Here is a 21,831-nt window from a genome sequence, read left to right as displayed (position 1 = left end):
AAAGTGAGGCATACTCCTCGAGTGACAAAGTTCGGCCCCGACCGGGACGGCGTCAGTCGTCTGCAACGGCGCAAGGAGCGCACCAGGGCGGCGCTGATCGGGGCGGCGCAACGGTTGATCGCCGAGGGCCGGATCAACGTCCCGGTCCTGGAGATCACCCGGGCCGCCGACGTCGGAATGGGCTCGTTCTACAACCACTTCGACAGCAAGGACCAGCTGTACGAGGCCGCCGTCGCCGACGTGCTCGACGCCCACGGGGCGCTGCTGGACCGCCTCACCGCGGCGATCGAGGACCCCGCCGAGACCTTTGCCACCAGCTTCCGGCTGACCGGTCGGCTATTTCGGCGGCGCCCACAGGAGAGCGAGATCTTGTTGGCCAACGGGCCGGCCCTGCTGTCGTCGGACCGCGGCCTGGCGCCGCGCGCGCTACGCGACCTCACGGCAGCCGCCGACGCCGGCCGGTTCCTGATCGAGGACCCGCATCTCGCACTCGCCACGGCCGGTGGGGCGTTGCTGGGACTCGGCGCACTGCTGCGTGAAGACCCTGATCGCGACGACGCGCACGCCGCGGACACGGTGACCGAGAACCTGCTACGCCTGTTCGGGCTGGACGCGGACGAGGCGCGCGCCATCTGTCAGCGCCCGCTGCCCGACCTCGCCGAAACTGCGCTCAGGGCGTAGTTGGCGACGGAATCGCGATCTGTACGCAGTCTCGCTGCCGCGGTCGAAGCGCGACCAAGACAGCCCCGACGGCGAAGACCAGCGCGGCGGTCCACGGAAAGCGGCCGTCCGGGGCGAACCCGTTGGCGGCGACCAACGCCAGACCATAGGCCGTCATCGCGGCACCGGCCAGCATGAGCGGCCCGGCGAACCGCTCGGTGAGCGGGACCCCGAGCATCTGCAGCGGGGCCGCGAAAACGCGCCGCCCCCAATACAACAGCAGCATCTCGACCGCGGTCACCAGGCCCAGGACAACCACCCAAGCCAGCCGGGCCAGCCACCACTGCGCGGATCCCTCGGGTGGTTGCGGCAGCAGACCGGCCGGATAGCCGACGATCGCCACGATCACGACGGGAATCATGTGCCACAGATACAGCGCCATCACGTTGGCGTTGCCGACCGCCAGCACGCGCTGCAAAAGGCGGGCGCGCATCAATCGGTTGAGCGCGGGCGCGAGTGCCATCGCGAGTCCCGCCTGCGCGCAGCCGAACGCCAACGCCGCCGCCGTCGGCGGGGTGGTGTTGTCGACGGTCTGCCCGGGCACGCCGATCATGCTGACCGGATAGGGACCCAGCCCGATCAACAGCGCCAGCGCCAACCCCGACCCGACGGCCAGCATCACGGGCCGGCGCCCGGCCAATAGCCCGCCCTGCCAGGCGATTCCGAGCTGGTACAGCGCCCCCCAGCACAGCAGATAGTTCAGCCAGCCGAGGTAGGGCACATGCCCGGCCCGCGAGGCGACATCGACGGCCACGACGTCCACGGCCAACGCGGCGGGCACCCACAGGCCCCAACGCCGGTGTGCCGCAACCGCGCTCGGCGTCAGCGACACCACCAGCACGTACACCGCGAGGAACCAGAGGTGCATCGCGACCGCCCAGCCCGCGTACTGCAACACCGAACCGGCGACGTGGCGCACCTGAAGCGCCACGACAATCGCCGACACCAGCGCGCCGTACACGGCCGTCGGGCCCAGGACCCGGGCGAGTCGGCGCCGAAGCCAGGTCTGCCGTGACATGTCGTTGCGGTCGCGCCAATGGGCCCACGACACCGCGCCGGCGTAACCGGCCATCACGAAAAACGCCGGGACGGCCTGGAACGGCCAGGTCAGCCATTGCGTCCAGGGCATGTCGACCAGCGGGTTCTGCCGACCGAATTGCCCGTCGTGATACGTCACGGATCCGGCCAACCAATGGCCCAGCACGATGAGCACCACACCGGAGACCCGGTAGAAATCGACCGCCAGATTGCGGGCCGGCCGCTCCAAGGGATGCACCCACGCCACGGTACCCGCCCGGCGTGCGGGCACGGGTGGGTAAGTTCACGGGGATGACCGATCTCATCGTCGCGATCGCCGACGGCGTCGCGGTGTTGACCCTCAACCGCCCCGAGCACCGCAACGCCTACACCGCGGAGATGGGTGCGCTGCTCAACCAGGCCTACCGGCGGTGCGACGACGACGATGCGGTGCGCGCCATCGTGCTCACCGGCGCCGGCGAGGCATTCTGCGCCGGCGCCGACTTCGCCGCCGCGACAAGCCCTTTCGCCGCGCCTTCGGCCGAGTTCACGGCGTCGCCCACCGATCCCGCGGCATTTGAGCTACGCACCCCGGTCATCGCGGCGGTCAACGGTCATGCCATCGGGATCGGCTTGACGATCGCCCTGCAGGCCGACATCCGGATCATGGCCGCGGACGCCAAATACGCTGTCGCGCAAGTGCGCCGGGGCGTGATACCCGACTGCATGTCGCACTGGACGCTGCCGCACCTGGCGGGCGGGGCGGTGGCCGCGGACATTCTGCTGACGGGACGCACGTTCGACGGTGCCGAGGCCGCCGCCATGGGCATCGCCACCCGGGCGTTGCCCAACCGCGAGGTGCTCGACCACGCGGTGGCGGTGGCGCGCGACATCGCGGTCAATGTCGCGCCGATGTCGGCCGCCCTGAGCAAACGGCTGCTGTGGGACGCGCAGATCAACGGCTACACACCCCGTCGGGTTGCCGAGCTCGAGACCGAGCTGCATCGGCGGGTGATGGGCAGCGCCGATGCCCGCGAGGGCGTCGACGCATTCCTGCAGCGCCGTGCGCCGCGCTGGAGCGCGTCGGTGGCGAAAGACTGGGAACCAATCTGATTCAGGAGGCGGGTAGCGCATGAGCATTCCGGAACGTCAGCAGGCGATGCTGATGAACGGCCCGGGCACACCGCTGGAAAGGGTGGAACGGCCGGTTGCCGAACCGGGCGCCGGGCAGGTCCTGGTGAAGGTCAACGCCTCGAGTCTGAATTTTCACGACCAGATCAACTTGATGGGTCTGCTTCCTGGGCCCTGGCCGCGGGTACCGATGAGCGACGGGGCCGGACAGGTGGTCGCCGTCGGCCCCGGCGTCGACGGACTGCGCGTCGGGGATCGGGTCATGGGGGCGTTTCACCCGAGCTGGCCGGACGGCCCGCCGACACCGGAAGCCAAGCGCGACTTGCCCGGCGACTCGGAAGACGGATGGTTGCAGCAGTACCGCGTCGCCGCCGTCACCGCCCTGGTCCGTACGCCCGATTACCTCACCGACCTCGAGGCCGCCACGATCCCGTGTGCCGGCGTGACGGCGTGGAGTGCCTTGGTGGAAGCCAACATCGGGGCGGGTGACGTCGTCGTCGCCCAGGGTACCGGCGGCGTGTCGCTGTTCGCCGTGCAACTCGCCCGGGCGCTGGGCGCCACCGTGATCCTCACCTCGTCATCCGACGACAAGCTGAAGATCGGATCCGATTTGGGCGCAACACATCTCGTCAACTATCGGACGACCCCGCAATGGGATGCCGAAGTCAAGCGCCTGACCGCGGGGCGCGGGGCCGACCTCATCGTCGAAGTCGGCGGGCCCGCCACGTTGGCGCAGTCGGTGCATGCCGCGCGTGTCGGCGGCACCGTCGCGGTGATCGGTGTACTCAGCGGATTCGACACGGTGCCCATCTCGGTCGCCGAGGTAATGCTCAACAATCTGCGCGTCATCGGGATCACCGTCGGCGGCGTGCGCGCGCACGCCGACCTGTGCGACGTGATGGCATCACCGCCGTCCGGGGCCGCCATCAAGCCATACATCAGCCACGTCTTCGACTGGGACAACATGGACGAGGCGTTGCGGGTGATGCGGGCCGGCGAGCACGTCGGCAAGATCGGGCTGACGATCCCGTGACGGCTCGCTGACGTGCACGGGTTCGGCTTCCAGACGCTGGCCGTCGTGGCCGCCGTGGGTTTCGCGGGCCCGCTGCTGGCGGCGGTCCCGCGCTTGCGGATTCCGGTGACCATCGGCGAGCTGATCGCGGGACTCGTCATCGGCAGAACCGGTTTCGGCCTGGTCGACGACGCCAACCCGAGCTTTCAGTTGTTGGCGAACATCGGCTTCGCGCTGGTGATGTTCGTCGTGGGCAGCCACGTCCCGGTGCGCGACCCCACTTTGCGTACTGCGCTGCCGTCGGCGTTGGCGCGGGCGGTTCTCGCCGGTGCCGTTGGTGCGGCGTTCGGTTTTGGCTTGGCGGCGGCGCTGGGTAACGGCCACGGAGCGCTCTATGGGGTGCTGATGGCTTCGTCGTCCGCCGCGATGACGTTGCCGATGATCGATTCGCTGCGATTGCGCGGACCGCAGGTGCTCGCCGTCACGGCGCAGATAGCGATCGCCAACACCGCGGGGATCGTGTTGCTGCCGTTGGTAATTGACTTCAGCAAGGCGCCGACGGCGGCACTGGGCGGCCTCGCGGTCGCGGGCTGCGCCGCGGTGGTCTTCGTACTGATGCGTGTGGCCGACCACAAAGGCTGGCGCCAGCGCATGCACGACTACTCCCACACCCAAAAGTTCGCGCTGGAACTGCGGACGAACCTGCTGGTGCTGTTCGGGCTGGCCGCGTTGGCCATCAGCACCGGCGTCTCGATCATGCTCGCGGGCTTCGCGTTGGGTTTGGTGATCGCCGGTGTGGGCGAACCGCGGCGCCTGGCGCGCCAGTTGTTCGGCATCACCGAGGGGTTCTTCGGTCCGCTGTTCTTCGTCTGGCTGGGGGCCTCGCTGCAAGTACGCGAACTCGGTTCACATCCGCAATTCATTCTGCTCGGTGTGGGCCTGGGGCTCGGCGGCGCGCTGGCCCATTGCGCGGGACGGCTTTTCGGCCAGCCGCTCACGTTCGCGGTGATGTCCTGCACGCAACTAGGCGTGTCGACGGCGGCTGCCACCATCGGCACCCAGCGCCACCTGCTTGCCCCGGGCGAAGCGTCGGCGTTGATGTTCGGTGCGCTGTTGACGATCGCGTGTACCTCGATCGCGGGAACGTTCGCGGCGCGCGCCCAGAGCACCCAAGAGGCCGGTAAGCCCGCCAAGCCCAACGGATCCGAGGTCTGATGTCCATGCGGTTGAGGACCAAAGTCCCACGACCCGCGACCCCGGGATAACTAGCGTTTTCGGTGACAGACTGACTGCCCCAGAGGAGAACGAAATGTCTACCACCGTCAAGCGTTACGGCCTCGTCGTCGGGGTCGACGGATCGGCCGCATCGGATGCCGCCGTGTTGTGGGCAGCCCGCGACGCGGCTTCGCGCAATCTGCCGCTGACCCTGGTCCACACGTTCAAGACGTTCGTGCCGACGTTCCCGCAGATACCGCTGCCGAGCGGGGTGGCGGAATGGCAGGAGGACGACGGCCGCAAGGTGCTCGAGCAGGCGGTCAAGATCGCGCAGGACGCATTGCCGGCGGGCCGGACGATCTCGATCACCAGCGAGGTGAGGGTGTCGCCGCCGGTGCCGGCGTTGGTCGAAATGTCCGAAGAGGCCGAGCTGGTCGTCGTGGGCTGCACCGGACGCGGCGCGGTGGCGCGCGTCTTGCTGGGATCGGTCAGCTCGGGCGTGGTCCACGGCGCGAAGTGTCCGGTCGCCGTCATCCACGCCGACGGTTCGTCCGCCGCGCGGTCCGAGCGGGCTCCGGTGGTGGTGGGAATCGATTGCTCCCCGGCCTCGGAGCGGGCGCTGGCCATCGCCTTCGATGAGGCATCGCGGCGCGGTGTCGGGCTGACCGCGTTGCACGCGTGGAGCGATGTTGCGGTGTACCAACTCCCGTGGCTGGAGTGGAAGTCGGAAGCCGAGCGCAGCCTGGCCGAATATCTGGCCGGCTGGAGCGAGCGCTATCCCGACGTGACGGTGCACCGGGTCATCGCGCTCGATCACCCGGCGCGAGCGCTGATCGAGGAGTCGGACGCCGCTCAGCTTGTCGTCGTCGGTAGCCACGGTCACGGCGGGCTGACCGAAGCGCTGCTGGGATCGGTCAGCAATGCCGTCGTGCACGCGGCGCATGCGCCGGTGATCGTGGCCCGACCGTCATACTCGACGGGTGGCTGACAACAAGAGCGGGGATTCTCCCTCGAAGCTGATCGACGCCAGGATCAAAGAGCTGGCGGATTGGCGTGGCGAGACGCTCGCGCGCATCAGAAAGCTGATCAAGCAGGCGGACCCCGAAGTGGTCGAGGAATGGAAGTGGCGGGGCGTCCCGGTCTGGTACCACGACGGGATGATCTGCACCGGCGAGACCTACAAAGGCGCGGTCAAGATGACCTTCGTCAAGGGCGCGTCCCTGGACGACCCCGCGGGCCTGTTCAACTCCAGCCTCGACGGCAACACCCGGCGCGCCATCGATTTTCACGAGGGCGACGAGATCGACGAGAAGGCACTGACGGCGCTGATCCGCGCGGCCGTGGCGCTGAACACGTCCTAGCTGGTGGTGTACTGTCTTACTGCGCTGCTGGGCGATCGCTCAGCGCTGTTGTGGAGGTGCCGGTGACCGCTGAGTCAGTCGAGGAATTTCGCGACCGGGCCAGGTCCTGGCTGGCCGCGAACATGCCGCCGCTGGATCCCGAGAAGGCCGCGCGCCTCGAGCGCGACGCCGAGGAATCCTGGCAACGGGCCCGCGAGCTGCAAAGGATCTTGTACGCCGGGGGATTCGCCGGGATCTGCTTCCCCCGCGAGTACGGCGGCCTGGGGCTGGGCTACGCATACAAGAAGGCCTTTGACGCCGAGTGCGCCGCCTACGAGACGCCGCTGCTGCTCAACGTCCCGTCGTTCGCCATCTGCTGCGCGACCATCCTCGACATGGGCAGCGAGGAGCAGAAACGCAGCCACATCCACGCGGCGCTGCGCGGCGATGAGGTGCTGGTCCAGATGCTGTCGGAACCCCGCGGGGGATCGGACCTGGCCGGCGTCATCACCCGCGCCGATCGCCGCGACGGGCGATGGATCCTCAACGGCGCCAAGACGTGGACCACCTGGGGGTTCGCCGCCGACTACGGGCTGTGCCTGGCCCGGACCGACTGGGACGCACCCAAACACGACGGCCTGACGATGTTCCTGGTGCCGCTGCGCCATCCGGGGGTCACCATCAACCGCGTGCGGCAGGTCAACGGTTCGGTCGAATTTTGCGAAGAGTTTCTCGACGACGTCGACGTCGGCGACGACGCGGTCGTCGGGGCACCCGGAAAAGGGTGGGAAGTCGCGTCTCGGCAGCTGTACCACGAACGCCGCACCATGGGCGACAGCTCGGAATACACCAGCGGCCCCGGAATCGTTGCGGCCCAAGATGTTTCGATCGATCTGCTGGCCCTGGTCGATCGCGTCGAACGCACCGGCCAGGGCGAGAGTGAGCGGGTGCGGGAGATGGTGGGCCGGGCCCTGGTGCACCGAGCGGTGCACGGTCAGCTCGGCGAGCACATCTTCCACTCGGTGGCCAGCGGATCGCTGCCGCCCGCCGCCGGCTCGATCATCCGGCTGTCCATGGCCGCGAGCCACGATGTCGAAACCGACACCGCCGGCGCCGTCGCGGGCGCGGCCGCCGTCGTGGCCGACGACGACGAGTTCCTCAAGATCGGCACCCGCGTCCTCGGCCGGCAGATCGCCAGCATCGGCGGCGGCACAACCGAGATGGCGCGCAACGTGATTGGCGAACGCGTCCTGAACTTTCCCCGCGAGTACGCCGCCGACCGGGGCGTGCCGTTCAACCAGGTAAGGCGGAACAAGTGAGTGAATTGCGCGACATCCGCGAGCTGATGAACGACACCGACGCGTACCGCGACGAGCTGCACCGGCGCTGGACGGGTCTGCTCAGCTACCGCTACATCGGCCGCAACCACGGGTCGATGAACCTCGGCGAGAGCGACGACACCGTCACCATCCGCCGCGACATGCGCAACGAGGCCGGTGGTCTCATGGTTGCGCCACTGGCGATTTCGTCGCCGGAGGGTTGTCAGACCGATATGGTCGCGGTGCCCAATCCGGTGATCGCCTCGGTGCAGATCATCGACCCCGGCTATGACGTCAGCAGGATCGAAATCGTCGAGTCGGGCATCATGCACCAGGGCCGCACGATGGGCTATGGCCGATGCAAGATCGTCGACGCCGACAACCCGGACCGGGTCATCGCATTCAACGAGGGGCAAGGCGCGATCATCGGCATCCCGCCCGAAGGCCTTGACAAGATGGATGTTTCGGGCACCGAGTTGGTGATCGAGGACTCGCCCGATCTGCCGCCGTTGTGGGCGGCGTTCGGCGCGTCCCGACGGGACGACGGTCACTGGGTGCTGCCCGCGCTCAGCCTCGAACTGGCCTCGCCCGATGCGGCGCTGCACATCGGCCCGCAACACGTGGTGCTCGAGACCGCCGCCATCGATCTTGCCGCCGGCGTCGCCAGCACTAGGAAGGTGCAGGTCGTCAGCTGGCACGTGATGTTCATGTCGCGCGGCAAGGTGGGTCCGTTCCGCGTGGAAGGCACGGCGCATGCCGGGGGACCCGGGCGGATCGGGGTGCGGATGCTGCTGCACGACGAGGGCAACGCGGACAAGGCGATCACGTCGGCCGCGGCAGTTTTCGATGTCGTGAACTGAACTAACCGGCAGCGCGGTTATGACCGCGTCGGCGCCGCTGTCTCCTCGTGCAGCAGCAGGGCCCGTACCTGCGGACGCGGTCCCGACGGGCGAAGCATTTGACTGGCCGGGCGGGGGCGCACTGCTTGCGGGAACCAGAACCACCGTCCGAGCAGCGCCGCGATGGACGGTGTCATAAAAGAGCGCACGATCAGGGTGTCGAACAGCAGGCCCAGACCGATGCTGGTGCCGACCTGCCCGATGATTCGCAAATCGCTGACCGCCATCGCGGCCATGGTAAAGGCGAACACCAGGCCGGCATTCGTCACGACCTTACCGGTCCCGCCCATTGCCCGGATAATCCCGGTATTTATCCCGGCGGCGATTTCTTCCTTCATCCGGGAAACCAATAGCAGGTTGTAGTCGGAGCCGACGGCTAGCAGGACGATCACCGACATCGGAAGCACCATCCAGTGCAATTTGATGCCCAAAATATGCTGCCACGCCAGCACCGACAGCCCGAACGATGCGCCCAGCGACAGTGCCACCGTGCCGACGATGACCAGCGCCGCCACGAAACTTCGGGTGATGACCAGCATGATCATGAAGATCAGGCAGAGCGCGCCGACCGCCGCGATCCGGAGGTCGTAACTAGAGCCGTCGCGGAAATCCTTGAAGGTCGACGCGGTGCCGGCGATGTAGATCTGGGCAGCCTCCAACGGCGTCGCCTTCACCGCCTCTTCGGCCGCCTTTCTGATTTGATCGATACGCGCGATTCCCTGGGGCGTCGCGGGATCGCCCTTATGCGAAATGATGAAGCGGGCGGCCTTGCCGTCGGGGGACAGGAACGAATTCATGGCGCGCTGGAAGTCCGAATTCGTGAACACCTCCGGCGGCAGGTAGAAGGAGTCATCGTTTCTGGCCGCATCGAACGCCTTTCCCATGGCGGCAGCGTTCTGACTCGATTCGTCCATCTCGCGGAAGATCCCGGACATGGTGCTGTACATCGTCAGCGTCATCGTGCGCATGTATTCCATCGTCGCGATGATTTGCGGGAATTGCTCGACGAGCTGTGGCAGCAGGGCGTCCAGCTTGTTCAGATCCTTGACCAGATCCTCGAGTTTGTCGCTTTCCGCGTCGACACCGTCGATGCTGTCAAAGATTTGTCTGAACGCCCAGCATATTGGGATATCGTAGCAATGCTTCTCCCAATAGAAGTAGCTGCGAATCGGCCTCCAGAAATCTTCGAAATCGGACACGCTTTGCCGCAATTGTTCGACGACGGCCGCCATATCTCTGGTGGAAACGATCGAATGGTGCGTAATCTCGTTCAGCTGTTTCTGTAGGTCGTACATGTGCTGCATGATCGCGATTTGCTGAGCCATCAAATCGGCTTGCTTGGGCAATTCGTTGATGGCGTTCTTCATGAAGTTCATGTTTTGCTGCATGCCGGCGCTTTGCATGCTGATCAGGAACGGCATCGACGTGTGTTCGATCGGCGTGCCCTCGGGCCGGGTGATCCCCTGCACTCGAGAGATGCCCGGAACCTGGAAGATGCCCTTGGCGAGCCTGTGGAGGACGAGAAAATCCGCCGGATTCCGCATGTCATGATTCGACTCGATGGTCAAAATCTCGGGCATCATCCGGGATTGCGAGAAGTGGCGGTCGGCGGCGGCATACCCCAGATTCGCCGGAATGTCTTGGGGTATGTACAGCCGGTCGTTGTAGCTCGTTTTGTAGCCCGGCAGCGTCGCCAGACCGATCAGCGCAATCGCCAACGTGGCGACGAGGATGGGCGCGGGCCAGCGGACGATCGCGGTGCCGATCCCGCGCCATCGACCGAATCCGATCCGGTACTTGGGGTCGAACAGGCCGAAGCCGCTCCCGACGGCCAGCACGGCCGGAACCAGCGTGAGCGCCACGGCGACGGCGACCAGCATCCCCACCGCGCACGGGACGCCGATGGTCTGGAAGATGGGCATCCGCGTGAAGCTGAGGCATAGGACCGCGCCGGCGATGGTCAAACCGGAAGCCAGGACGACGGGCGCGACCCGGCGATAGGTGGTGTAGTACGCCGTTTCCGGATCCTCGCCGACCTGACGCGCCTCTTGATACCGGCCGAAAAAGAAGATCCCGTAGTCGGTTCCGACCGCGATCCCGAGGGCCACCAGCAAATTGATCGCGAAGGTCGAGAGCGTAAGGATGTTGTTATCGCCAAGAAGCGCAACGGTTCCCCGTGCCGCCCCGAGTTCGATGCCGACCATGAGCAGCAACAGAATCACGGTGATGACCGAACGGTAGACCAGCAGCAGCATCCCGAAGATGATCAGGACGCTCAGCGCGGTGATCTTCAAGATGGATCGTTCGCCGCTGTGCTGCATGTCCGTCACCAGGGCCGCCGGACCGGTCACGTAGACCCCGACGCCGCGCGGGGGCGGCGTGCGCTTCACGATATTTCGGACCGTCGCAACGGATTCCTGCCCCAAGGTCGTGCCCTGGTTGCCGGCGAGATTCAACTGCAAATATGCGGCCTTGCCGTCCGGGCTTTGCACTCCCGCCGCCGCAAGCCGGTCTCCCCACAAATCTTGCACGTGCTCAACATGTTTGCGGTCGGCCCTTAACTCGCGGACCAATCCGGCGTAGTAGGCATGAGCGTCGTCACCGAGTCGCTGCTGTCCCTCCAGCACGATCATCGCGAAGCTGTCCGAATCGGATTCTTTGAAGACCTTGCCCATGCGCTGCATGGCCTGCACCGATGGCGCGTCGGGGGGACTCAGTGCCACGGAATGCGCTTGGCCGACCCGCTCCAGCGATGGAACCGCCAGTGTCACAACGAGTGTCAGCGCCACCCAGGCCAGGATGACGAGGACCGAAAACCGGCGGATCGTTCGCGCCACGAACGGGACCTGGGCGCGATGGGTGTCGCTATCGTCCTGGGCCACGTTGGTCCCCACGATCGCTGTGACGCGCTACAAACTGCGAATGCGGCACTGGCCCCAGCTATCTCAGCAACAGGGCCCGCACCAAGGGGCGGGGTCCCGACGGCCGAAGTAACGAGCTGGCGGGGCGGGGGCGCACGCGTTGCGGCCACCAGAACCAGCGTCCCAGCAGCGCGGCGATGGACGGCGTCATGAACGCACGCACCACCAACGTGTCGAACAACAACCCCATGCCGATGGTGGTGCCCAGCTGACCGAGGCTGCGCAAATCGCTGACCACCATGGACGCCATCGTGAACGCGAACACCAGGCCGGCATTCGTCACCACCTTGCCGGTTCCCGCGACGGCACGAATGATGCCGGTGTTGATTCCGGCGCCAATCTCCTCTTTCATCCGGGATACCAGCAGCAAATTGTAGTCGGATCCCACCGCCAAAAGGATGATCACCGACATGACCAGCACCATCCAATGTATTTGGATGCCGAGAATGTCCTGCCAGACAAGCACGGACAGCCCGAAGGACGCGCCCAGGGAAAGCAATACCGTGCCCACGATCACCAGGGCGGCAATGAAACTCCGCGTCATAATCAGCATGATCATGAAGATCAGACAGATCGCGGCAATTCCCGCGATCATCAGGTCGTATTTAGAGCTGTTCACCAGATCTTTCACCATCGCCGCGGTGCCGGTGAGATAGATCTTGGAATCTTCGAGCGGAGTCCCTTTCAATGCCTCTTCGGCCGCGGTTTGAATGGGGTCGATCCGCGCGACTCCCTCCGGCGAGGCGGGATCGTTTTTCTGCGAGATGAACATGCGGACGGCCTTGCCGTCGGGCGACACGAACACCTTCATGACTCGTTTGAAGTCTGCGTTCTTGAACACCTCGGGGGGGAAGTAGAACGAATCGTCGTTCTTGGCGGCGTCGAACGCCTTCCCCATGGCGGTGGCGTTGTTGCTGTTCTGGTCCATCTCGCCGAAGGTGCCGGACATGGTGCTGATCATGCTGAGCATCATGGTCCGCATGGTCTTCATGATTTCGATCATCGGCGGGAACTGGACCAGGAACTGGGGCAGCAGGGCGTCCAGCCGATCCAGGTCGGTCACCAGGTTTTGCAGCTGATCGCTGAGCTCGTCCACACCGTCGATCGAGTCGAAGATCGATCTCAGCGAGAAGCAGATCGGAATGTCGTAGCAGTGCCGTTCCCAGTAGAAGTAGCTGCGGATCGGCCGGAAGAAATCCTCGAAATCCGAAATTTTATCGCGCAGCTCGTTGGTGATCGCCTGCATATCATGCGTCTCACCCACCATGTGATGAGTCGTGTCGGTGAGTTGCTGGATCAGGGCGTACATGCGTTGCATGATGACAATCGTTTCGCCCAGCTGATCGGCCGCGTTGCGCATGTCGTTCATGCGCTCTTTCTGAAACTGCATGGTCTGCTGCATGCCGGCCATCTGCATGCTGAGCATGTAGGGTATTGTCGCGTGGTCGATCGGGGTTCCCTGCGGCCGCGTTATGGCCTGCACCCGAGACACTCCCGGGACCGCCTGAATTCCTTTGGCTAGTTTATTCAATATCAGAAAGTCGGCTGAATTCCGCAAATCGTGATCGGCCTCGATCAACAGCACCTCGGGTGCCGACATCCGTGACTGCGGGAAGTGCCGCGCCGCGGCCGCATACCCCTGATTGGCGGCGATGTTCTTGGGGATGTACTGCTGGTCGTTGTAGCTGGGCTGGTATCCGGGCAGCGTCAAGAGCCCGATCAGCGCGACGGCCAGCGTCGCGACGAGAATCGGCGCGGGCCAGCGGACGATGGCCGTTCCCACTCGCCGCCAGCCACGAACCTTGAGCTTCCGCTTGGGGTCGAAGAGACCGAACCGGCCGCCCACGGAAATGACGGCGGGAACCAGCGTGAGCGCGACCGCGACCGCCACCAATGTGCCCACGGCACAAGGCACGGCGAGCGTTCGGAAGACGGGCAGCCGGGTGAAGGTCAGGCAATAGACGGCCCCGGCGATTGTCAATCCCGAGGCCAGCACGACGGGAGCGACACCACGGTAGGTGGTGTAGAAGGCGGTTTCCCGGTCCTCGCCGGCCTGGCGCGCTTCTTGATACCGGCCGGTGAAGAAGATGCCGTAATCCATTCCGGCCGCGATCCCAATGGATACCAGCAGGTTGACGGCAAACGTCGTCAGGCCCACCAGCTGGTGCTCGCCGAGGAACGCGACAATCCCTTGGGCCACCTGCAGTTCCATCCCAACCATCACCAACAACAGAACGACGGTGACGATCGAGCGGTAGACGAGAAGCAACATGGTGCAGATCACCGCGAGGCTGACGAACGTCATTGTGGCGAGCGTTCTGTCGCCGCTCTGGCTCATCTCCGTGACGAGCGCCGCTGGACCGGTGACATAGACCCGGATGCCAGGCGGCGGCGGCGTCCGGTCGACGATGTGGCGGAGCGCCGCCACCGATTCGTTGCCTGACGTCTCGCCGGGGTTGCCGGTCAAATTCACTTGCACGTAGGTGGCCTTGCCGTTGGCGCTTTGCGCCGCTCCCGCCGTCAGCGGGTCGCCCCAGAAATTCTGGACGTGTTGCACGTGCTTCGTGTCGTCGTCGAGTTGGCGAATCAAGCGGTCGTAGTACTGGTGGGCATCGCTGCCAAGGGGTTGCTGTCCCTCCAGGACGATCATCGCCAAGCTGCCGGACGAGGATTCGTGGAAGTCTTCGTTGACCCGCTGCATCGCTGTAAACGACGGCACGTCCGGAGGATTCAGCGATACCAGATGTTCTTTTTCGACCTGGTCCAGCGGCGGGGCGGCGAGGTGCACGATGGCGATCATCGCGAACCACCCCAGGATGACCAACACCGGAAACCGGCGGATCGACCGCGCTACGAATGGTTGCGCCGCATGTCCGCTGCCGATCTCGTCGTCGCTCATGCGGCCTTCAGCATGCAGAAGGTGTAGGCGTGCACGTCTTGCTGCGTCTTCTCGGCCTTTACCACACCGTCGATAAGAATGCGGCAGCCGATACTGTCGGTATCCCCTTGCGCCGCAACATTTCCGGCGCCGGTTGCCCCGGTGACCGCGAATTCCAGCGACCACGGCAGGGGGACTCCGCGAAGAAACTGCGGGTCACCGTTGTCGTCGAAGTAGCTGATGTCTGCCACGGTGCCGGGTGGCCCGAAGACTTCGTACGTCAGGTGCTTGGGATTGAACGGCTTGGCGTCATCCTTTCCGGTGTCGGCATACGAGACGTGTTTCTCCGAGCCGAAGGCGCCGTGCAGCCGCGCCACGGTGAACCCGCCAGCGCAGATGACCACCAGTAGCACCAGCGGAATCCACACCCTCTTCAAAGCCGTCAGGATCGTTCGGGATCCGCGGCGTGCCCGTGGTGCGGGTGGCCGGCGTTCCGCACCTCGGCCGACCTTGGGAGGCGCCGCGGTGGTCACTTCGGGCCGCGCTTCGGCGACGTCGCGCACAGCACGTTCGACCACCGCACCCCCAAGTCCCCACCCAGTGTTTTCGCCGCCGTGATCTGGGCCGCTCGAACAAGCGACCCCGCAGCGTCGGCGCACTTCGACGTTATCACCGGATTCGGTGGGCGTCGCAGGCTAACCGTGCACAGGTCATTTGCCATAGACCAGCGCTATCTGTATGAGAGGGGCCGAGGTCGCGGCGGTAATGCGCGTGACATTGTTCACGGTTTACCGGAAAAGCCGCTTACCAAACGCACTTTCCGAACCCCCCGGACGTGGCCTTTGACGCCCGTTGTGCATTATGGTTCGGAACCATTCATCTCGGTTATGTGGGCGGGAGAACCGATGAGCACCAATCCGTTCGACGACGACAATGGCAGTTTTTTCGTCTTGGTAAATGACGAGGAGCAACACAGCCTGTGGCCGACCTTCGCCGACGTCCCTGCCGGCTGGCGGGTCGTTTTCGGTGAAGCGGACCGCGCTGCGTGTCTGGAGTACATCGAGGCGAACTGGCCCGACATCCGGCCAAAGAGTCTGCGCGACAGGCTGGCCGAGGCCCGCGGTTCCGATACGTAACGACCCGGGGCGGTCCCACGAGTGCTGTTGTGCGGGTTGGGATTTGGCTAGGGTTTCGCCGCGTCCGCGGCCCTCTTGACTTCCTGAGCGTGAGCCACCTGCTGCGCGCTGTAGCGGATGAGCAGCGCGATCGCCGCGACCAGGAGGATTACCCCGCCAAGCCACCGCAGGCCGTAGGTGTAGCCCTGGTCCAGCGCGTGCAGCTGGGCGGTGGTCATGAACTTCACCGGGCCAGTAGTGCCGCCCGCGTGCAGCGTGCGTGAGGTGATGGCGGCCTGGATGACGGCCAGCACCACCGGTCCGCCGAGGCTGCGCAACATCACCGCGATCGCCGAGGTGGGACCGATTCGATCAACCTCGACGCTGGCGATCAGCGCCAGCACGAGCGGGACGTTGATGACGCCGATACCGATTCCGGCCGCGACAAGCAGGACCACCAGATCGGGGAAGTACGGGATGCCGCGGGTAAACGTCGACGCGTAGAGCACGCCGCCCAGCATGAGGATGCCCCCGACGATTACCACCATCCGCGGTGGGAAGCGCGTCACCAGTTGCGAAGACACCCCCGCACCCACGCTGACGGCGACGGCGAAGGGGATGAAGCCGACGCTCGCGCGCAGCGCGCTGTAGCCCATGATGTCCTGCACATACAGGCTGATCAGCAGGGTCAGGGTGAACAGCACCCCACCGCCGAGAAAGATGATCGCGAACGTGGCCACCCGGTTGCGATCGAGGAACAAGTTGAACGGCACGACAGGGTTCTCGGCGGTGCGCTCCACCACGGCAAATGCCGCAAGAGCAGCCAGGGCGACCGCGCTGCAACCAATCGTGATGGGGGATAGCCAGCCCTTTTCGGGCGCCATCGAGAAGCCGAAGACCACGGCGGTACAGCCCAAGGTGGCCAGCCCAGCACCGGTGGCGTCCAATTTCATCCGCTCTTTCGCGGTCTCGCGCAGCGAGCCGCGGGCCAGAGCGAGCACCGCTATCCCGATCGGCACGTTGACCAGGAACACCAGCCGCCAGGACACCTGCGTCAGCGCCCCGCCGAGCACCAGGCCCAGCACCGAGCTGAGACCGCCGATCGCGCCCAGCACCGCCATCGCGGCGTTGCGTTGCGGGCCCTTCGCGAAGGTCGTCGCCACCAGCGCCATGCCGGTCGGGGCGAGGATCGCGGCGGCCACGCCCTGCAGCAGCCGAGCCACGACGAGGGCGCCCCCGTCCCAGGCGACGCCGCACACCGTCGAGACGATCGTGAACAGCGTGACCCCGACCATGAAGGCGCGCTTGTGCCCGATGGTGTCGCCGAGGCGGCCGCCGAGCAGTATCAGCCCGCCGAAGGTCAGCACGTAGGCGGTGATCACCCAACTCCGCCCGGCATCGGACAGGCCCAGCTCGTTCTGGATCTTGGGGAGCGCGACCACCGCGATCATGCCGTCCATCGTGGCCATCAGCTGCATGCCGCCGATCGCGGTGACCGCAGCGAGGAACCAGGGGGATGGCAACCGGCTCGGGAGATATCTGCTCGTCCGGCCGGGCGTGGTCGGTTCGACGGGCATCGGGCTCGTTTCGCGCGTGGTGTCTGCTTGTGTGCTGCACTGCCAGCTCATCGGAGAGAGTCGGCGTTGCGGATACCCTACGGCAATCCCACGGCGGGCTAGCCCCGATGCGATGAATCGCGCTTTCTGCGACGGCTCACCGAATCGGAGTGAACTCGAGGTGCAGTTCCTTGAGTCGCCGGAACAGAAAGGTGCTGTCCCATTTGAGCCGACGATCTCCGGCGGGACCGTGCTCAGCCTCCGACAGCCGAATGTCGGCCATCCTCTCAAGGATTCGCGCCAGGCTCACCCGCACTTCGGCGCGGGCAATAGGAGCGCCCGGACAAGTGTGCACGCCACGGCCAAATGCGATGTGTTGCAAAATGTTTGGTCGGTCGAGGCGAAATTCGTTCGGCTCTTCGAACCGGGACGGATCGCGGTTGGCCGCGCCGTTCATCACCAGCACGCTGGTGCCGGCCGGCACGTCGACGTCGCCGATCTTGGTGTTGCGCCGCGCCAGGCGGAAATTCGATTTGATCGGGCTTTCGAAGCGCAGCATCTCCTCGATGAACGCGGGAATCTTCGAGTCGTCCTGGCGCAGCTGTTCCTGCAGGTCCGGTCGCTCCGCCAGCATCAGCATCGACAGGCTGAGCAGGTCGATCGTGGTGCCGTGGCCCGCGGCGAACATGAACGTGGCAACGCGGGCAACATCTATGGCGTCGGGGGTGGTGCCGTCGGGAAACTTCGCCAGCGCAAGCTCGGTCAGCACGTCATCCTGCGGCTCGCGCCGCCGAGCCTCGATGTATTCGACGAACCACTCCTCTTTCACGCCGACGAAGCCGCTGCGATCGCCTTGGAGCCGGCTGGCCGTCGCGGCGCGGCGAAAACGTGGGCGGTCGGCCTCGGGCACGCCCAGCAAGTCGGCGATCGCGTCGAGCGTGAACGGAAAGTTGTAGTCAATGACGATCTCGCACTTGCCGTCCGCGATGAAGCGGTTGACGTGTTCGTCGGCGAGGCGCCACAGAAATTCCTCGTTGTTCTTGAGCTGCTTCGGCGTGAACAATCGGCTCAACAGCGAGCGATGCGCGGTGTGCCGGGGAGGATCGAACGTGATGAAGTAGTCGCCGAACGTAACCCTGCCGCGGTGCTGCTCGATCAGATCCGAGATGTCCGAGATGCCACTGCTGCCGGTTTGGTTCGGAATGCCCGACCACGGTCCGCTCACGATGTTGCACACCGACAAGCTCTGGTCGGTGTCGCGTTGCGCGGCGACGGCCTCGTCGTACCCCGACACCATCACCACGCCGTGCGTGGGCTCGCGCCAAACCGGGCAACGGCGGAGTGCCTCGTAATACCCATAGGGGTCATCGACGAGTGACTTGTCGGTGAAAAAGTCGAGATTTTCGAGCCCGCTCACTCAGCCTCCGTCTGCGTTGCACTACAAAAGTGTTGCAAGGCAACGTTACGCGCTCGGCGGATCTCGCCGCCGTTGTCGGCCGTCCGCTATCGCTCGGTGATGTTGCGGACGGGCGCCAGTGCGACCTCGTTCACTTCGGCGAAAAGGTCGTTGGTGCGCTCCTGCTCTGCCGCAAGCTTTTCCAACGCGGCGACGGCCCGCCTGAGGAGACCGATCGCTTCCTCGGCGGTTTCTCTCATCTCGGTGAGACCCGGTATCCCCGGTATCAATGCCATCTGATTTTTCCTCCCCCTGCGGGCCACAGCGGCCCTACTCATATTGCTTACATTGTCAGGTCGCGCTGGACGTACCCGGCCACCCCGAGGCCGGCCAGGATCGCGCCGACGAGCAGGAAAACCGCGGTGGCCACCCAGTTGGGCGGTGCGTCGGGCACCGGGGCGAGGTGCGCCATCGGCGACAGGTTGACCACCCAGCCAGGGGGCTTCGCGCTCTGCACGACCAGGTTCACCCCGAACCCCGCCACAACGGGAAGTGCACCGATCGCGATGGTCGCGGACGGCCACCACCCGGCGCCCACCGCAGCCGTCCCCACGGCGAGCAATGCCACCGGCACCGAATTCAACGCACCGGCAACCGCATGGCTCAACTGCAATGGCGCGCCGGTGAGTATGGCGCCGCCCCACAGGGCGATCGCGGCCGACAAATGCAGGGCCACGACCCCGCCCGCGGTGACGATGATCTCGGCGGACATCACCCGCAAGCGCGTAATCGGCTGGGCCAACAGCAGGGTCCATCGACCGGCCCGCTCGTCGTGGACCATCAGGGTGAGACGCATCGCGCAGTACAACCCCGCGATGACCGCGAGAAAGCCGAACAGGGCCGCGGCGAAAACATTCGCCAGGTTGTGGCCGCCGAGCCCAGCGGCGGCGGCCAATTCGGCGAAACGCCGGTTCGTGCGAAACAACTCGAGCAGCCAGGCCAGCGTCGCGCCGATGAAGAAAAAGTAGATGGCGACGCCCGTGGTCCACCAGAGCGTGATCCGCCGGCTGCGACGCAGGGCGAACCCGAAGACCGAGTGCAACAACCGAACTCGTGGACGTCGGCGATCCCGCGCCGCCACCACCCCGTCGCCCAAATCGCGGTGGCGCGCCGCGAACAGGGCCGCGGCGCCCACCACGATCGGGAACGCACCCAGCACGATCAGCGGAAGGATGCGGTTGTCGGCGTAGGGCGCGGCGCGGCTGGTCAGCCCGAACGGAGTGGCCCAGGCCAACCACGCCAGGCGATGTGAGCCATCGGCGACCATGCGCATCAGCACGCTTGCGCCCAGAGCCGCGGCGGCTAGGCCGGTGGCGCCGGCTCGCGTCGACATGACCTGCGCGGCCAGCAGCGCGGTCGTCGCGAAAGTCAAAGCGACGCCGGCGATTCCGGTCGCATGAATCAGCGCCCCGGTGGGTCCGGTACGCGCCGCCAAAAGACCCGCCGCGACGGCCGCGCCGATCAGCGCCGCGGATCCACCGAGGGCGGCCAGGCAGCGGACCATCACGTCGGGCATGTGCAGGCGTCCCGCGAGCAGCAGATCCCAGCGGCCGGCATCCTCCTCACCGCGGCTGATGCGGGTGGCGGCAAGCACGATCCAGAGGCTCGCGAACAGCGACAGGGGCAGGCCGGTTCGCCACACGGTGAATCCGCCGGGGTCGTCGAGCGCGACCGGTGGACCCGACAAGATCCGGATGGCGGGATTTTCCGAAAGTGCGCGCAGGGCCGAGGTATCAAGGATGTTGCTGATCGGTTTGTATTGGCTGGCCGCCAGCGCAGACATGCCTCCGCAGATCAGCGCGACCGCCACGGCGCCGAAGCGCAGCTGTCGCACGGTCAGTCGGCTCACCGCGCGGCCCGGGGCGGGCCGGGGACCGGACAGCGTAGCGGCCCTCACCGGTCAGCCTTGCCGTAGTAGTCGAGAAAAATCTCTTCGAGCGTCGGTTCGTGCATCGTGAGCGCGGTGATGTCGGCGGCGGCGAGTGCTTGCAGCGCGGGCACCGGCGAGCCACTCAGGCTGAACCGCAACCGATTCCCGGTCAGCTGTTCGACGCCGGAAACACCCACAACGTCGCGCAACGCGGGTTGCTCACCCCGGTACGACACCTCGACCACGGTCCGGCGCAGCCGCCGCAAATCTGCGATGCCGTCAATTTCCACCAACCGCCCGGCCCGTAGAATCCCCACCCGGTCGCACACGGCTTCCACCTCGGCCAGCTGGTGCGAGCTGAGGAACACGGTCTGGCCGCGCTTGCGCGCTTCGGCGACGCAGCCGCGAAACTCCCTTTCCATCAACGGATCCAGCCCGCTCGTCGGCTCGTCGAGCACCAGCAGCGCAGCCCGCGTCGCGAATGCCGCAACCAGGGCCACCTTTTGCCGGTTACCGGTCGAATAGGTCCTGGCCGGCTTGTCGAGGTCGAGATCGAATCGGTCCACCAACTCATCGCGGTACGCCGTGTCGACCCCGGCGCCCACATTGGCGAGCAACTCGAGGATTTCGGCGCCCGTCAGGGCCGGCCACAGCGCGACATCAGCGGGCAGGTAAGCCATGTGACGATGCGATCGCCGGACGTCACCCGCGGCGCAGCCGAATATCTCCGCACTGCCCGCGGTCGGGCGAATCAATCCGAGCAGCAGGCGGATCGTGGTCGACTTGCCGGCACCGTTGGGCCCCAGGAATCCGAACACCTCGCCGGGCTCGACGGAAAAACTCAGATTCTCGACGGCCACCACACCGCCGAACCGCTTGGTCAGACCGTCGACCCGGATGGCGGGACAGGAACCAGTGTGTGCGGCGGACTCCACGCCTGAAGGTTAGGGCACCCGAAGCAAAACCCTCTCGGCCCGAGGTGACAGACGATCGCTCAAACCGGCCCGCACGCAGCACGAAGAGGGTCACGGGGGCCTTGCCCACGTTTCGAGCCCATTGACCGGGGGAACACCCCCTGAGCATTGATGTCGGCCTGGAGTACCCCTCGTAGGCCGGATCCGGGAGCTGCGAAAACTGGACCGACGCTACAAACCTGCCGCACAGTTTGCTCAAAGGGTTGCTCCGGTCGACTTTATGGTCGGTCGAGCCAATGAGTATCGACCCCATCGTCCGGCTCGTTTCGGGCAAGATGGCAATATATCGCGTTGCCAGGCTCTGCCGATGCTCCTGGCGCATGGCGAGGGGTTTTCCCCGACGTCTAATGCGCTGCATGACGGGACTTCATCGGCTAGAACTGGCATAGCAGGGGATCTTGGGGGGCA

The 21,831-nt window shown here is 65.7% G+C and carries 18 protein-coding genes; 9 read left to right on the top strand and 9 right to left on the bottom strand.

From position 1 onward, the window contains the following. Nucleotides 1-21: 21 nt before the first annotated feature. Nucleotides 22-681 (top strand): TetR/AcrR family transcriptional regulator, encoded by a 660-nt coding sequence (locus tag G6N66_RS14760; protein ID WP_085232853.1) that lies wholly within the window; start codon nt 22-24, stop codon nt 679-681. Here the strand turns inward: G6N66_RS14760 and G6N66_RS14755 are convergent. Beyond that, on the bottom strand, nt 671-1,996 hold the full coding sequence (locus tag G6N66_RS14755; RefSeq protein WP_085233013.1) for an acyltransferase family protein: 1,326 nt from the start codon (nt 1,994-1,996) through the stop codon (nt 671-673). The genes G6N66_RS14760 and G6N66_RS14755 overlap by 11 nt on opposite strands. A gap of 53 nt (nt 1,997-2,049) precedes the next feature. Between G6N66_RS14755 and G6N66_RS14750 the strand changes: the two genes are divergently transcribed. The 7 genes from G6N66_RS14750 (at nt 2,050) to G6N66_RS14720 (ending at nt 8,614) form a co-directional block, all read left to right on the top strand. After that, nucleotides 2,050-2,850 carry an enoyl-CoA hydratase/isomerase family protein gene (locus G6N66_RS14750; protein ID WP_085232852.1) on the top strand — a complete coding sequence of 267 codons (801 nt, stop codon included), beginning with the start codon at nt 2,050-2,052 and terminating at the stop codon, nt 2,848-2,850. A gap of 19 nt (nt 2,851-2,869) precedes the next feature. Then, on the top strand, nt 2,870-3,901 hold the full coding sequence (locus G6N66_RS14745; protein WP_085232851.1) for a zinc-dependent alcohol dehydrogenase family protein: 1,032 nt from the start codon (nt 2,870-2,872) through the stop codon (nt 3,899-3,901). Between the two features lie 12 nt (nt 3,902-3,913). Further along, nucleotides 3,914-5,095 carry a cation:proton antiporter gene (locus G6N66_RS14740; RefSeq protein WP_085232850.1) on the top strand — a complete coding sequence of 394 codons (1,182 nt, stop codon included), beginning with the start codon at nt 3,914-3,916 and terminating at the stop codon, nt 5,093-5,095. A 94-nt stretch (nt 5,096-5,189) separates the two neighbouring features. Beyond that, entirely contained in the window at nt 5,190-6,083 is an 894-nt protein-coding gene (locus G6N66_RS14735; RefSeq protein WP_085232849.1) for a universal stress protein, read from the top strand. Then, nucleotides 6,076-6,456 (top strand): DUF1801 domain-containing protein, encoded by a 381-nt coding sequence (locus G6N66_RS14730; RefSeq protein WP_085232848.1) that lies wholly within the window; start codon nt 6,076-6,078, stop codon nt 6,454-6,456. The genes G6N66_RS14735 and G6N66_RS14730 overlap by 8 nt, the downstream gene beginning before the upstream one ends. 62 nt (nt 6,457-6,518) lie before the next feature. Continuing rightward, nucleotides 6,519-7,754 carry an acyl-CoA dehydrogenase family protein gene (locus G6N66_RS14725; RefSeq protein WP_085233012.1) on the top strand — a complete coding sequence of 412 codons (1,236 nt, stop codon included), beginning with the start codon at nt 6,519-6,521 and terminating at the stop codon, nt 7,752-7,754. Nucleotides 7,755-7,780: 26 nt separating this feature from the next. After that, a complete protein-coding gene (locus G6N66_RS14720; RefSeq protein ID WP_085233011.1) occupies nt 7,781-8,614 on the top strand; it encodes a hypothetical protein in 834 nt (277 codons plus the stop codon). A 17-nt stretch (nt 8,615-8,631) separates the two neighbouring features. Here G6N66_RS14720 and G6N66_RS14715 read toward each other — a convergent pair whose 3' ends face one another. Genes G6N66_RS14715 through G6N66_RS14705 form a run of 3 tightly spaced genes read right to left on the bottom strand, consistent with a single transcriptional unit; the run spans nt 8,632 to nt 14,889 of the window. Further along, the gene (locus tag G6N66_RS14715; protein WP_085233010.1) at nt 8,632-11,535 is read right to left on the bottom strand and encodes an MMPL/RND family transporter; all 2,904 of its coding nucleotides are present in this window, start codon (nt 11,533-11,535) and stop codon (nt 8,632-8,634) included. Between the two features lie 58 nt (nt 11,536-11,593). Beyond that, on the bottom strand, nt 11,594-14,473 hold the full coding sequence (locus G6N66_RS14710; protein WP_085232847.1) for an MMPL/RND family transporter: 2,880 nt from the start codon (nt 14,471-14,473) through the stop codon (nt 11,594-11,596). Continuing rightward, on the bottom strand, nt 14,470-14,889 hold the full coding sequence (locus G6N66_RS14705) for an MmpS family protein (protein WP_085233009.1): 420 nt from the start codon (nt 14,887-14,889) through the stop codon (nt 14,470-14,472). Before G6N66_RS14705 ends, G6N66_RS14710 begins: the two co-directional genes overlap by 4 nt. A gap of 468 nt (nt 14,890-15,357) precedes the next feature. On the opposite strand from G6N66_RS14705, the gene G6N66_RS14700 reads away from it, so the two are divergent. Further along, nucleotides 15,358-15,588, top strand: coding sequence for an MbtH family protein (locus G6N66_RS14700; protein ID WP_085232846.1), 231 nt, complete (start codon nt 15,358-15,360; stop codon nt 15,586-15,588). 47 nt (nt 15,589-15,635) lie between these two features. Here the strand turns inward: G6N66_RS14700 and G6N66_RS14695 are convergent, their stop codons facing one another. The 5 genes from G6N66_RS14695 to G6N66_RS14675 all read right to left on the bottom strand — a co-directional run bounded on the left by G6N66_RS14695 (nt 15,636) and on the right by G6N66_RS14675 (nt 21,384). Beyond that, nucleotides 15,636-17,195 (bottom strand): MFS transporter, encoded by a 1,560-nt coding sequence (locus tag G6N66_RS14695; protein WP_085232845.1) that lies wholly within the window; start codon nt 17,193-17,195, stop codon nt 15,636-15,638. 85 nt (nt 17,196-17,280) lie between these two features. After that, the gene (locus G6N66_RS14690; protein ID WP_085232844.1) at nt 17,281-18,540 is read right to left on the bottom strand and encodes a cytochrome P450; all 1,260 of its coding nucleotides are present in this window, start codon (nt 18,538-18,540) and stop codon (nt 17,281-17,283) included. Between the two features lie 86 nt (nt 18,541-18,626). Continuing rightward, on the bottom strand, nt 18,627-18,815 hold the full coding sequence (locus G6N66_RS14685; protein ID WP_139825195.1) for a hypothetical protein: 189 nt from the start codon (nt 18,813-18,815) through the stop codon (nt 18,627-18,629). A 47-nt stretch (nt 18,816-18,862) separates the two neighbouring features. Continuing rightward, the gene (locus tag G6N66_RS14680; RefSeq protein WP_085232843.1) at nt 18,863-20,476 is read right to left on the bottom strand and encodes a hypothetical protein; all 1,614 of its coding nucleotides are present in this window, start codon (nt 20,474-20,476) and stop codon (nt 18,863-18,865) included. Next, complete coding sequence (locus G6N66_RS14675; RefSeq protein WP_232079311.1) at nt 20,473-21,384, bottom strand: ABC transporter ATP-binding protein; 912 nt, start codon at nt 21,382-21,384, stop codon at nt 20,473-20,475. Before G6N66_RS14675 ends, G6N66_RS14680 begins: the two co-directional genes overlap by 4 nt. Nucleotides 21,385-21,831: the final 447 nt, after the last annotated feature.

It is taken from the genome of Mycobacterium conspicuum (genome assembly GCF_010730195.1).
Classification (GTDB): Bacteria; Actinomycetota; Actinomycetes; order Mycobacteriales; family Mycobacteriaceae; genus Mycobacterium; species Mycobacterium conspicuum.
Note: the sequence above shows the minus strand (reverse complement) of the source record. Positions and strands in the feature narration are given on the sequence as shown.

Excerpts from the sequence above, each read along its gene's own strand:
- G6N66_RS14750 (WP_085232852.1), top strand. The coding sequence starts at position 2,050 with ATGACCGATCTCATCGTCGCGATCGCCGACGGCGTCGCGGTGTTGACC.
- G6N66_RS14720 (WP_085233011.1), top strand. The coding sequence starts at position 7,781 with ATGAACGACACCGACGCGTACCGCGACGAGCTGCACCGGCGCTGGACG.
- G6N66_RS14745 (WP_085232851.1), top strand. The coding sequence starts at position 2,870 with ATGAGCATTCCGGAACGTCAGCAGGCGATGCTGATGAACGGCCCGGGC.
- G6N66_RS14685 (WP_139825195.1), bottom strand. The coding sequence starts at position 18,815 with ATGGCATTGATACCGGGGATACCGGGTCTCACCGAGATGAGAGAAACC.
- G6N66_RS14710 (WP_085232847.1), bottom strand. The coding sequence starts at position 14,473 with ATGAGCGACGACGAGATCGGCAGCGGACATGCGGCGCAACCATTCGTA.
- G6N66_RS14695 (WP_085232845.1), bottom strand. The coding sequence starts at position 17,195 with ATGAGCTGGCAGTGCAGCACACAAGCAGACACCACGCGCGAAACGAGC.
- G6N66_RS14700 (WP_085232846.1), top strand. The coding sequence starts at position 15,358 with ATGAGCACCAATCCGTTCGACGACGACAATGGCAGTTTTTTCGTCTTG.
- G6N66_RS14735 (WP_085232849.1), top strand. The coding sequence starts at position 5,190 with ATGTCTACCACCGTCAAGCGTTACGGCCTCGTCGTCGGGGTCGACGGA.